The sequence below is a fragment of the Blautia sp. DFI.1.216 genome (genome assembly GCF_020594215.1).
Classification (GTDB): Bacteria; Bacillota; Clostridia; order Lachnospirales; family Lachnospiraceae; genus Blautia_A; species Blautia_A wexlerae.
Window position 1 is genome coordinate 1 of sequence record NZ_JAJDML010000077.1, and the last position, 11,244, is coordinate 11,244.

The 11,244-nt window shown below is 36.5% G+C and carries 15 protein-coding genes and 1 pseudogene; 1 reads left to right on the forward strand and 15 read right to left on the reverse strand.

The features are described 5' to 3' along the window. Positions 1 to 649: 649 nt before the first annotated feature. Both trxB and LJE11_RS17670 read right to left on the reverse strand, forming a co-directional pair. Entirely contained in the window at positions 650 to 1,606 is a 957-nt protein-coding gene (gene trxB / locus LJE11_RS17665) for a thioredoxin-disulfide reductase (protein ID WP_008708179.1), read from the reverse strand. 15 nt (positions 1,607 to 1,621) lie between these two features. Next, positions 1,622 to 1,945 (reverse strand): thioredoxin family protein, encoded by a 324-nt coding sequence (locus LJE11_RS17670; RefSeq protein ID WP_005330449.1) that lies wholly within the window; start codon positions 1,943 to 1,945, stop codon positions 1,622 to 1,624. A gap of 166 nt (positions 1,946 to 2,111) precedes the next feature. Between LJE11_RS17670 and LJE11_RS17675 the strand changes: the two genes are divergently transcribed. Beyond that, positions 2,112 to 2,795: a Crp/Fnr family transcriptional regulator gene (locus LJE11_RS17675; RefSeq protein WP_044951848.1), complete on the forward strand. Its 684-nt coding sequence runs from the start codon at positions 2,112 to 2,114 to the stop codon at positions 2,793 to 2,795. A gap of 120 nt (positions 2,796 to 2,915) precedes the next feature. On the opposite strand, the gene LJE11_RS17680 is transcribed toward LJE11_RS17675, so the two are convergent. The 13 genes and pseudogenes from LJE11_RS17680 to rd form a co-directional block, all read right to left on the reverse strand. Next, positions 2,916 to 4,607, reverse strand: a complete 1,692-nt coding sequence (locus LJE11_RS17680) for an FAD-dependent oxidoreductase (protein ID WP_008708181.1) — start codon at positions 4,605 to 4,607, stop codon at positions 2,916 to 2,918. Between the two features lies 1 nt (position 4,608). Further along, positions 4,609 to 4,929, reverse strand: coding sequence for a rhodanese-like domain-containing protein (locus tag LJE11_RS17685; RefSeq protein ID WP_008708183.1), 321 nt, complete (start codon positions 4,927 to 4,929; stop codon positions 4,609 to 4,611). Positions 4,930 to 4,941: 12 nt separating this feature from the next. Further along, positions 4,942 to 5,247, reverse strand: a complete 306-nt coding sequence (gene trxA / locus LJE11_RS17690; RefSeq protein WP_005421612.1) for a thioredoxin — start codon at positions 5,245 to 5,247, stop codon at positions 4,942 to 4,944. An 86-nt stretch (positions 5,248 to 5,333) separates the two neighbouring features. Continuing rightward, a complete protein-coding gene (locus LJE11_RS17695; protein ID WP_005421611.1) occupies positions 5,334 to 6,080 on the reverse strand; it encodes an SDR family NAD(P)-dependent oxidoreductase in 747 nt (248 codons plus the stop codon). 153 nt (positions 6,081 to 6,233) lie between these two features. Beyond that, positions 6,234 to 6,392, reverse strand: coding sequence for a rubredoxin (locus LJE11_RS17700; protein ID WP_081019007.1), 159 nt, complete (start codon positions 6,390 to 6,392; stop codon positions 6,234 to 6,236). Positions 6,393 to 6,425: 33 nt separating this feature from the next. Next, positions 6,426 to 7,475 carry a GGDEF domain-containing protein gene (locus LJE11_RS17705; RefSeq protein ID WP_008708185.1) on the reverse strand — a complete coding sequence of 350 codons (1,050 nt, stop codon included), beginning with the start codon at positions 7,473 to 7,475 and terminating at the stop codon, positions 6,426 to 6,428. 175 nt (positions 7,476 to 7,650) lie between these two features. Next, positions 7,651 to 8,412, reverse strand: a complete 762-nt coding sequence (yaaA, locus tag LJE11_RS17710; RefSeq protein WP_008708186.1) for a peroxide stress protein YaaA — start codon at positions 8,410 to 8,412, stop codon at positions 7,651 to 7,653. Then, a pseudogene (bcp, locus tag LJE11_RS17715) lies at positions 8,412 to 8,866 on the reverse strand (thioredoxin-dependent thiol peroxidase). Before bcp ends, yaaA begins: the two are co-directional and overlap by 1 nt. A 3-nt stretch (positions 8,867 to 8,869) precedes the next feature. Beyond that, the gene (locus LJE11_RS17720) at positions 8,870 to 9,079 is read right to left on the reverse strand and encodes a DUF6219 family protein (protein ID WP_008708189.1); all 210 of its coding nucleotides are present in this window, start codon (positions 9,077 to 9,079) and stop codon (positions 8,870 to 8,872) included. 179 nt (positions 9,080 to 9,258) lie between these two features. After that, the gene (locus LJE11_RS17725) at positions 9,259 to 9,687 is read right to left on the reverse strand and encodes a hypothetical protein (protein ID WP_008708191.1); all 429 of its coding nucleotides are present in this window, start codon (positions 9,685 to 9,687) and stop codon (positions 9,259 to 9,261) included. Positions 9,688 to 9,691: 4 nt separating this feature from the next. Further along, positions 9,692 to 9,904: a sporulation initiation factor Spo0A C-terminal domain-containing protein gene (locus LJE11_RS17730; protein WP_008708193.1), complete on the reverse strand. Its 213-nt coding sequence runs from the start codon at positions 9,902 to 9,904 to the stop codon at positions 9,692 to 9,694. 287 nt (positions 9,905 to 10,191) lie between these two features. Continuing rightward, positions 10,192 to 10,626 carry a bacteriohemerythrin gene (locus LJE11_RS17735; protein WP_008708195.1) on the reverse strand — a complete coding sequence of 145 codons (435 nt, stop codon included), beginning with the start codon at positions 10,624 to 10,626 and terminating at the stop codon, positions 10,192 to 10,194. 76 nt (positions 10,627 to 10,702) lie between these two features. Beyond that, a complete protein-coding gene (rd, locus tag LJE11_RS17740; protein ID WP_020993356.1) occupies positions 10,703 to 10,867 on the reverse strand; it encodes a rubredoxin in 165 nt (54 codons plus the stop codon). Positions 10,868 to 11,244 lie beyond the last annotated feature (377 nt).

Here is an 11,244-nt window from a genome sequence, read left to right on the forward strand (position 1 = left end):
AACTCAAGGCTGCTTTTTCGTTTACACCAACTCCGATTGTTTCCTTAACAGTTTGTAGAAAAGAGAATGGCGACAGCTGTTCTCTTTTTTCATGTATATCTTAATTTAAAATCCCAAAATTAACATTCTTGGCACTGCCCATTGGGCAGTTGCCAAATGTGGGTTGCATTTTTGGTTGCACTTTTTTAGAAAACTGCAGCCAGAAAAAGCTAGTGTTTTGGTGTGCTACCCGTCAAGTAGACAAATTAAATAACGAAAATTTTTTCTTCCCCGGTACAGTTTATGTACCGGGTTATTTATGCAACGTTTTTTAGTTTTTGTTCATGGAATTCCAGTGGTGTAAGCACCCCAAGATTTCGTTGAACTCTTTTGTTTGTGTAGAGAACAAAAAAGACGGGCATTGAAGAAGCCATTGAAACTGAAAAGTTGAAACAGGCACTTGTTGAAGATGAAAACAGTATAAAGAAATATTTTGAAATGTATGCGAAAGCAGATTTTGACGATGAAGATACACGAAATCAGGTGCTTGAATATTTTGTAGATAAGATATATGTGTATAATGACCGTCTGGTGATTACATGGTATTATTCAGATGATAAAACATCTATTGACCTAGATGCATTAACAGAAATTACAGAAACATCTGAATCTAACACGGTAGATAGGGTTTCGACATTGCTACAGTCAGATCCATATACTTTTCTGCCATATGTACTGCCATAGCACCATCTGCAACTGCTGTTACTATCTGACGAAGTAACTTTGTTCTGACATCTCCTACAGCATAAACACCCGGAATACTCGTTTCAGTGTTTTCACCTGCCACAATATATCCTTTATTATCCAGTTCTATCTGATTATCTAAAAAATCTGTTGTCGGTTTTCTTCCTATACTCACAAACAGGCCGTCACATTCTATAATGTTTTCTTCTCCTGTAACTGTATCTTTCAACCGCACACCAGTCAATCGTTCTCCATAAATCAGTTCATTTACTGTATTGTTCCATCGAAACTCTATATTTTCAGTTTTCAACAGCTGGTCATGGTAGATTTTCGTTGCACGTAATGTATCTCTTCGATGAACAATGATGACTTTCTTAGCAATTCGACTTAAAAGAACAGCATCTGATACAGCAGAATTTCCACCACCAACAACCACCACAATCTTATCTTTATAAAACATACCATCACAGGAGGCACAATAAGCAACCCCATGACCTATCAATTCTTTTTCTTTAGCAAGACCAAGTTCTCTTGGATTTGCTCCAGTAGCAATCACTACTGTTTTCCCAATATAAATTCCCGAACTAGTTTCTACTCTCTTAAGCTTTCCTGTTAAATCCATATTAAAAACTTCAGCATATTCACTTTTAGCGCCAAATTTTTCCGCCTGTTTTTGCATTTTCTCTGCCAATGAAAATCCGTCAATTCCATTTTCAAAACCAGGATAGTTATCAATCTGCCAGGTCAATGACATCTGACCACCTGCAGATAATTTTTCTAAAACAATTGTATCAAATCCTGCTCTGGCTGCGTATAATGCTGAAGTATACCCTCCAGGTCCTCCCCCCACGATAATCATATCGTAAACATGATTTTCATTCATACAGCAGTCCTCCTTTTATTTTTCCAATGCTTCATTAATAAAATTCTCTATCATTATTTTTGATTCAGGTGCAACAATAGAATCTATTGCCTTTCCATCTCGATATAAAACCAGCGTAGGAATTATCTCAATCTTTTCAGCTTCTGCAATCTGTGGTTCTTCATCAATATTTACTTTTCCAGCAATAAGAATATCGCTGTATTCTTCACTTATTTTTTCATAAGCCGCTCCAATTCTACGGCAATAACCACACCAAGGTGCCCAGAAATCAACCAAAACCGGTTTTTCTTTATGAATTAATTGTCCAAACTTTTCTTTATTTATATTTATTGATGTCATATTTTTCAACTCCTTCTCCTGTTTGAACTTAATATACCTCATAGAAAGTCTTACTTCAGTGATAATATCACAGAAAAGATAATTTACTTTATTACACTTCTTTTTATTTCTATTTATGGCATATGCCAGTTATATATTTGACGCATCTAAAAAAAGCAAGTATACTATGTTCGTAAAGGAGATAACGGTTATGAACTTCGAAAATTGTTTTCCACTATGGAATGACTTAAATACAACACAGAAAAAAATAATTTCAGACAATTTAATCACACAGTATGTAAAAAAAGGGACAATCATTCACAATGGAAACCTGGATTGCACTGGATTATTACTGGTTAAATCCGGGCAGCTTCGAACCTACATACTTTCAGATGAGGGACGAGAGATTACACTTTACCGTCTGTTCGATATGGATATGTGTCTTTTATCCGCCTCATGTATCATACGCTCCATTCAATTTGAAGTAACCATTGAAGCAGAAAAAGATACTGATCTTTGGATCATCCCTGCTGAAATCTATAAGGGCATTATGAAGGAATCTGCTCCCGTCGCAAACTATACCAATGAGTTAATAGCCACCCGTTTTTCTGATGTCATGTGGCTGATTGAACAAATCATGTGGAAGAGTTTGGATAAGCGTGTTGCTTCATTTCTTTTAGAAGAGACCTCTATCGAAGGAACAAACGAGCTGAAAATCACTCATGAGACGATTGCTAATCATCTTGGTTCCCACAGGGAAGTTATCACTCGAATGCTTCGATACTTTCAAGGCGAGGGTCTCGTCAAACTCTCCCGCGGCAAAATCACAATCCTTGATCCAAAAAGACTGGAAACACTCCAAAGGTCATAAAATCGTTTTTCTGTAACATATAAAGAAGAATCCTCCATTTATCAGAATTATGAAAGTCATTCTAATAAATGGGGGATCTTTTTATATTACGAGAAAATTATAAAAATATTATGATTATTTTTAATAATCCATACCACATGCATATGCCTTTTCAATCAGCGCACGGTCATTGACAACTGCATCATAGAAGCGAAATCCGCCGGAGAAGTTGTATGTTTCATACCCATTTCCTTCCAGAATACGACTGGCAATATAACTTCGCAGCCCACTCTGGCATATCAGGTAAACAGGCTTTCCCTTCTCGATTTCATTGATACGTTCCCTTAGTTCATCTACAGGAATGTTTTTGAATCCATCCATATGCCCCCTGTTAAATTCACCTACAGTTCTCACATCCAGCAACACAACACTTTTATCTCTAGAAATCTTATCCATATCTTCCAGATGCCATTGTTTTAAGGTACCTTTTGCTATATTGTCTATCATGAATCCTGCCATATTTACAGGATCCTTGGCAGAGGAATAAGGCGGTGCATATGCGAGATCCAAATCCTTCAGCTGGGTTGCCTTCAGACCTGCATGAATTACTGTTGCCAGCACATCAATACGTTTATCAACTCCTTCATATCCAATAATCTGAGCGCCAAGCAAACGATAAGTCTCTTTTTCAAAAACCACCTTCATGGTCATCACTTTTCCACCAGGATAGTAACCGGCATGACTCATAGGAGAAAGAATTACTGTATCTACCTCTAATCCTGACTTTTTGGCATTGGTTTCATTGATACCTGTAGTGGCTGCTGTCATATCAAACACTTTTATAACGGAGCTTCCCTGACTGCCCAGGTAACGACTATCACCGCCACAAATATTATCAGCGATGATTCTGCCATGTTTATTGGCTGGTCCTGCCAAAGAAATCAGCGCATCATTACCCGTAACATAATGTTTTACCTGAACTGCATCACCTGCAGCATAAATATCCGGTACAGAGGTTTCCATTCTGTCATTCACTACAATACTTTCCTTGATGCCAAGTTCCAGACCGGCTTCTTTTGCTAATACTGTGTCTGGTGTGACTCCGATTGCCAGAACTACCATATCAGCCTGAAGGGATGGATTATCTTTCAACAGGACCTCCACTCCGTTGTCTTTTTCTTTAAATCCTTCTACCGTATAGCCCAGTACCAGTTTTATCCCATGCTTTCTCATTTCATTATGGATCATGGATGCCATATCCGGGTCAAAAGGGTTCATCAGCTGCTTAGGCCGCTGGACAATCGTAACATCCATGCCAAGCTCCCTCAAATTTTCTGCCAGTTCCAGACCAATAAAACCGCCACCTGCCAATACAGCCGATTTTGGATGATTCTTATTTATATATTCCTTTATCCGAAAAGTGTCTTCTACAGTACGAAGTGTAAAAAGTTTATCAATACCTACTCCGGGAAGTCTCGGCTGTGTTGGCTTTGCACCTGGAGAGAGGATCAGCTTATCATATTTTTCTTCAAATATATCACCATTCTCTAAATTTTTCACTGAAACCGTTTTACGTTCCGGATGTATGGAGATAACTTCATGATGAATTTTCATGTTAATACGGAAGCGTTTAAAAAAACTCTCTGGTGTCTGTAGTGTAAGTTCTTCCGGGTCTGTGATCACGTCTCCAATATAATATGGAAGTCCACAATTTGCATAGGATATGTATCCGGATCTTTCGAACACAGTAATTTCAGCATGCTCATTCAGTCTGCGTATTCTTGCTGCGGCTGTAGCTCCTCCGGCTACACCTCCTACAATTATTACCTTCATCTTATTTTTCCACCTTTCCTGAGTAAGCTGCAATGCCACCGATATTATTTACTTTAGAATATCCCATTCGTTGCAGTATCCCAGTTGCCTGGCGGCTTCGTGAACCGGAATAACAGTATACAAACAGTGGGATATCCTTATTCTTCGCTACAGAAGCAATATTGTCAAGTTGCTGCAACGGCACATTTTTACTTTCTGGTATATGTCCTTCCTGATATTCCTGCGGTGTACGTACATCCAGCAGAACTGCATCACCAGTCCTTTTATATTCTTCTATGCCTTGATTAATATTCGACTGTTTAAAGAGATCAAAAAATCCCATTAGCACACCTCCCTAAAGCATTTCTAAAATCGCATTCTTAGGTCTCGCCCCTGAAACCTGCTGTACAATCTTCCCATTCTTCATAACCACTAAAGTCGGAATGCTCATAATACTGAACTTATTTGCCAGTTCAGGCTCTTCATCTACATTAATCTTTCCAACTTTAATATCTCTACGCTCACTTGCAATCTCCTCTACAATAGGTACTACCATGCGGCAAGGCGCACACCAAGATGCCCAAAAATCTAAAAGAACGGGTTTATCTGAATTCAGTACTTCGTTCTGAAAATTATTTTTATTGATATTAATAGCAGACATTTTACAGTCCTCCTTATCTTTTTGTAGATTTATTATAGTCTTAATTTCATTTATTTTCCGTGATTACATCACCATACCTCATTAACTTAACTTCTTGCCATACCATCTACACTTAATATAACACCTGTAATGTAACTCGCCTCATCTGAAGCAAGAAACACAAACGCATTGGCAATATCTTCTGGCTGTCCAAGACGACGCAATGGAATTCTTTCAATCATAGGTTCGATAACTTCCTTTGGCACGGCCTTCATCATATCAGTTTCTGTAATCCCAGGTGCAACAGCATTAACACGAATACCTTTAGGTCCTAGTTCTCTTGCTAATGATACAGTCAATCCGTTTACTGCAAACTTCGATGCCGGATAAGCAAACCCACTTGGCTGTCCCGAAATACTCACCATGGAAGAAGTTGAGAGAATGACCCCCTTGCCTCTTGCCACCATACATTCTGCTGCTACACGAGTAGTATTAAATACTCCTTTTACATTTAGATCCATGACTTTATCAAAAGTCTCCTCTGTATAATCCATAAATGAGGTGTTTTCTGAAATCCCTGCATTATTTACCAGTATGTCGACACATCCATATTTTTCAGTTGCCTCTTTAAAAGCCTTTCTGACAGACTCCATGCTTGCCAGATTTGGACTAATTCCAGCAACTATTGCATTGGGATATTTTTCTTTTAACTTATCTACAGCAACATCTGCCGATTCCTGTGAACTTGCTGCCAACACAACTGAAGCACCTTCCTTCAAGAATTTATCAGCTGTAGCAAATCCTATACCACGGCTTCCACCCGTAATGATTGCAACTTTATCTTTTAATCTCATTTAGACTACCTCCTTACTTTGTTTGTAGTTACATTATAAGCAAAAGGTAAATCATTTTCTGTGATATCATCACAAACTATCGCAATAAAAAACCCTGTTGCTCACACGCACCAGGGTTTTTGTTTATCTATCCGTATTTAAATAATCAGAATTTTATTCAACTTCTGAAAACTGATCTTTTCCAACATTACATAATGGGCATTCAAAATCTTTTGGAACGTCCTCCCACTTTGTTCCTGGTGCAATACCACCTTCAGGATAACCTTCCTCTTCATCATATTCCCATCCGCAAACGTCACATACATCGATTATATTTAAGAAGATTCATCTACTCTGAGCTGAGTGCTAATTATATTTCTTACATAACTGTTTATTCTTATACATATAAGCATCTGCATCATCCAATAACATCTGCATTGTACACGCCATATCATCGGAGGATAATGCCCATCCGCATGCATAGTCGATTGGTAATTGATTTTCACAACTATTTAATCTCTCTTTTTCTCTTGACAATGATTTTAATATCTCCTTAATTTCCGCCTCGCTCGTATGATAAATAACTGCTATAAACTCATCTCCGCCATATCTTCCAACAAAATCCTTTTCTGGAATGACACTGCACAAGAGCTTTGCGAAATTCAATATCAACTGATCTCCTGCGGAATGTCCCATTGTATCATTTACAGTTTTTAGATTATTTAAATCAAACATTATGCATGCTGTAGAATCTGTAATTATATCTTTTTTATTAAGTAGCTCATTACAGGCATTTTTATTTGGCAGTCCAGTATGGGCATCTACGAATGCTTTTTGTTCCAGCAGTCTGTTTTGCATTGCCATCTGCATTGCCTTTAGAGTCTGCATAATAACCAATATCACCAGACTCAACATATCAAGTGCCGACAAAAGCTCTATGGTACGAATCTTTACAGCGATTTTTTCTGAATAACTTTCTGCGGCAGAGACAGTTTCATCTGCCATCGTAAAATATATTTCACTCATATTAACAATGTCTGTATTTTCGTATCCCTTGTTTCTTACTGCTTCAATTTCTGTTTTTAATTTATCCCAGTAATCACTCTGGATTTGCAGTTTTTCCTGATACTCTTCGTCATTGAGTTTTACCAGGTCATAATGTCCATCCTGATATCTCAATCCAAGAAGAATATCATCCAAATATTTAATTAATTCGTCATTTTGGTTTCCTGTAATTTCTAATTTTATTTCGCGCTGCGTAGCTCCACGTACCAGACCGGCATAATTTATTACGCGTGCTGTTCCCTGCAGCCTACTAATCTGAATCATCATAAAAATAATAAGAACTACCAATATCAATATAAGGAAACTCTGTATAATACCTATTAAATTTTTACTTTTCTTGTTTGTCTTCATTTCATAATTTATCTCTAACCTTAAATAATATTCATTTCAATAACTATGCTATTCATTTACTTTCTCTATATTTTGGACAAATACCTTTAAATATAATATCATAATCGTTATGGTAATGATTTTTTAAGAAAAATCGAATTACTTTATTAAAAAAATACCCATAACAAGTATCTTTTTAACAAGATGTTATCTCTGTTTTCCGTTCAAAAACATATTCTGCATCTGATGATAAATCAGAGCGGAATGAATAGCCTAGTCTATCAAATTTCTTAATATCCTCAGGATTTTCAATTCTGTTTTCAGCCATGAACCTAACCATTTCACCACGGGCCATCTTAGCATATGTACCTTTTGTCACCAGTTTATCTCCTGATAACTCACAAAATGTAATCGTAATGTATCTATCCTGTCGTGTCAGATATTTTTCTATGCACTTAGAGTATTCTTTCGATGCCAGATTGATTATAATCCTGCTGTTATCAATCACTGAGCGGTATAATAAATCTCCCCAGTACTCATACAGATTTTTTGTTTCTCCTATTCCAACCTTCGCCTGCATTTCCAAACGATAAGGCGTCACACCATCCCTTGGTTTTAACACACCATAAAATGCAGATATTATTCTCAAATGATTTTGTACATACTCGAACTGACTGTCCTCAAACACAGATGGAGCCATATATTGAAAAGCAATTCCTTCATATGATAAGACAGCTGGGGTAAGTAAATGATAAAGATCCATGTTTTCCAATCTATTGAAGTTCTGTTCTGTAATTTTGTCATTACATTTCCAAATAGTCTTCAGTTCTTCTTTTGACTTACTTTTCAACCAACTTTGTATCTCTGTCGTCTTTTCAATAAATTCAGGCAATCCATCCGGCGCTATGCTGTCAGTATCTGTAATCATCTTTTTAGCAGGGGATAATATTATCTTCATTAATCTAATTCCTTGAGCATATTTTCAGGATCATCTGCAGCCTTGACTTTATCATTTGCCTTTATAATAATCCCCTGTTCATCAATAAGATATGTGGTTCTTACTACTCCCATAGAGACTTTGCCATAATTTTTCTTTTCTTTCCAGACATCATATGCTTCAATAACTTTACGCTCCGGATCTGCTAATAGCGTAAATGCCAGTCCGTATTTTTCTTCAAATCTCTTGTGAGACGCTACAGAGTCCTTGCTTACTCCGAGAATAACAGCTCCCTTCTCAGTAAACTGTGGATAACGCTCAGAAAAGCCACATGCCTGCTTCGTACATCCTGGCGTATTATCCTTTGGATAAAAATATAAGATCACTTTTTTCCTGCATAATCGCTTAATTTATGCACTTCTCCGTTCTGATCCGGCAATTCAAAATCCGGTGCTTTTATTCCTAACTCTAACATTTACTATTCCTCCGCTTTTGTATTTTTCACCTGTTTTCTTGTTCTTTTATTACCCGAAATCATTTTATGACCAGAATAGACTGCCATAATCATGCATATCAGAGAGCCAAATGCAAAGTATTTGTGTGCTGCTTTTAACCCTTTATATCCTGTATAAAAAGTTCCAATCATTGTGATCAATGCTCCTACTGACCAATATTTATGTGCTTTCATGTAATTCCTCCATTTTTTCAGTGTATTCAATTCTAATTATACGCTACCATATTCCTATGTCAATTTGATAATAGAGCATTCCTATAAAATTTTTCAAAATATCATTGTCAAAACTATGTATTGTTATCCTTTAATTTTTCTTTGAAATAATTGACAAAAAGCTTGCTTTCAGGAGATTACTATTTAATCTCTTTTCCATCTATATATAGTTGAAATTTATCAGGATTATTGACAATATCATAGTCCTTTCCGTATTCTACAGGTCTATATTCGGCTGTCATTACCGATTCCCCGTCTTCAATATCCTCTTTCCATAAATAGATGTGCATATCAATGCTCGTCGCATATCCTCTGTCTGTGGAGAATTTTGTCGAATGAAAAGAATCATCCTTGTACATCTGCAAAAGTTTTCTTGCAAACGCTTCTCTATCCTCAATATCTTCCCTATTTGCGACCACGGTTATATTTTCATCCCGATTTACAGAAAAAGTTCCAACTACATCTGGTTCGCCTTCTTTATGACTGGATTCAAATTTCCCATAAATACTTCCTGCAGCAATTATCAAGATTGCTGTTCCTGAAATTACTGCAATTATCTTTTTCTTCATATTTTTAATTTCCTTTTAATTTTTTTACTGCGTAATTGATTACTTCTTCCGGTATGGGCCTGTCTCCTTTAAGTGTCATTTTCTTCCATTCTTCCTGCACAGCCGGGTCAGGATTATCAAATCCTGCATCTATGGCTATCTGCATTTCTCTGCGTACTTCTTCTGGTGTTGTGTTATACTTTTCTGCAATCTTCTCATATATAGTTTTCTCTCTCATTCATTTTCCTCCGATATATAAGTGGAATTATATCTTGTTCTATAAAATCAATTTAGCATATTTCTGTTGGCATGAAAAGAGACTTTACAACTTAAAATTGGATAAAAAGGACAAAAAAAGAAGAGCTACTTGCTCTTCCCATATAGTAGTAGTAAAATAATATGTCATGCCAGCGCAATATATTACCTAGAATATCGCTATAACAGGAAAGGGGCTGCATTGTGACAGCCCCTAGTTTACTTCATCACGTTGTCTACATTCTGAATGAACTCGTTCCCTGGTTTATTTTAGCATCGGTCTGGATTTTGTTTCATAAAGATAAATTTTGCCACAGAGCGGTCATATGTTTTAATGTGTCCAAACAGCCAGTCGATTACATTTTTCTGTACAAGTTCACTGAACCGATCTGTCGGTCCTTCATACTCCTGAAGGTATTCATACAGTTCCTGAATTGTCTTTCTAAACTCTTCATGTTTTTCATAATGTTTTTCACGCTCTGGATAACCGGATTTTTCCTGAAGCTTTTCCTCTTCTTTAAAATGAAAGTCAGTATATTCATCCAGATAATCCAGCATTTTGATTGCTTTTACTTTGCTGTCGCCATTTTGACAGGCAGTTACAAAGTTCTGGATACGGTCGATCAATTCTTTATGCTGGGTATCAATTGTTTCATTTCCTGTTACTAAATTGTCATCAAAGGTAATGTTTAAATCGTAAGTCATAATTTGACCTCCATTTCTTTTATATGTTCTCTTAGGATCTTTTAATGTCTGGCAGTTTCGTACCTGCATTTTCTGCTTAGTCTTCTACAGGAACGAAAACATCTTTTCCTAATCCGCAGATTGGGCATGTCCAGTCATCTGGAATATCCTCAAATGCAGTTTCTGGATCGATACCAGCGTCTGGATCTCCTACTGCCGGATCATAAATATATCCACATGGTTCACATTCATATTTTATCATAGTCATTTTCCCTTTTCAATGTCGATTTATTTTTGTTACCAAGTTCCTAGCAATTTTTCTAACACTTTGTTTCTTGTATATCTGTATTATACATGATAATTATTCTCTTATCAATAATAGTAATTATTATTATTATTGTACTTAGCATAAACTGATATTTGAATTGCAAATTTACATATTGTATATATCATGGGAATAGTTGAATAAAAAAATGAACTCTATTCATTAAAGACAGAGTTGCTGGAAATTATTTCTCTCCAACAACTTTTTTCGTCTTTAAGTCCTTGAAACACAATACTGTCCAATCAGATTCATCCAACTGTTATATTTATTCTTTTCACACACCTTTCGGCAAATTTCATTTTCCATCAATACAC

Bases quoted from the DNA above. Each gene is read 5' to 3' on its own strand.
- LJE11_RS17725 (WP_008708191.1), bottom strand. From the start codon at position 9,687: ATGAAGAAAAAGATAATTGCAGTAATTTCAGGAACAGCAATCTTGATA.
- trxA (WP_005421612.1), bottom strand. From the start codon at position 5,247: ATGTCTGCTATTAATATCAATAAAAATAATTTTCAGAACGAAGTACTG.
- rd (WP_020993356.1), bottom strand. From the start codon at position 10,867: ATGATAAAATATGAATGTGAACCATGTGGATATATTTATGATCCGGCA.
- LJE11_RS17730 (WP_008708193.1), bottom strand. From the start codon at position 9,904: ATGAGAGAGAAAACTATATATGAGAAGATTGCAGAAAAGTATAACACA.
- yaaA (WP_008708186.1), bottom strand. From the start codon at position 8,412: ATGAAGATAATATTATCCCCTGCTAAAAAGATGATTACAGATACTGAC.
- LJE11_RS17705 (WP_008708185.1), bottom strand. From the start codon at position 7,475: ATGAAGACAAACAAGAAAAGTAAAAATTTAATAGGTATTATACAGAGT.
- LJE11_RS17675 (WP_044951848.1), top strand. From the start codon at position 2,112: ATGTTCGTAAAGGAGATAACGGTTATGAACTTCGAAAATTGTTTTCCA.
- LJE11_RS17720 (WP_008708189.1), bottom strand. From the start codon at position 9,079: ATGAAAGCACATAAATATTGGTCAGTAGGAGCATTGATCACAATGATT.
- trxB (WP_008708179.1), bottom strand. From the start codon at position 1,606: ATGAATGAAAATCATGTTTACGATATGATTATCGTGGGGGGAGGACCT.
- LJE11_RS17680 (WP_008708181.1), bottom strand. From the start codon at position 4,607: ATGAAGGTAATAATTGTAGGAGGTGTAGCCGGAGGAGCTACAGCCGCA.
- LJE11_RS17695 (WP_005421611.1), bottom strand. From the start codon at position 6,080: ATGAGATTAAAAGATAAAGTTGCAATCATTACGGGTGGAAGCCGTGGT.
- LJE11_RS17670 (WP_005330449.1), bottom strand. From the start codon at position 1,945: ATGACATCAATAAATATAAATAAAGAAAAGTTTGGACAATTAATTCAT.
- LJE11_RS17735 (WP_008708195.1), bottom strand. From the start codon at position 10,626: ATGACTTACGATTTAAACATTACCTTTGATGACAATTTAGTAACAGGA.
- LJE11_RS17685 (WP_008708183.1), bottom strand. From the start codon at position 4,929: ATGGGATTTTTTGATCTCTTTAAACAGTCGAATATTAATCAAGGCATA.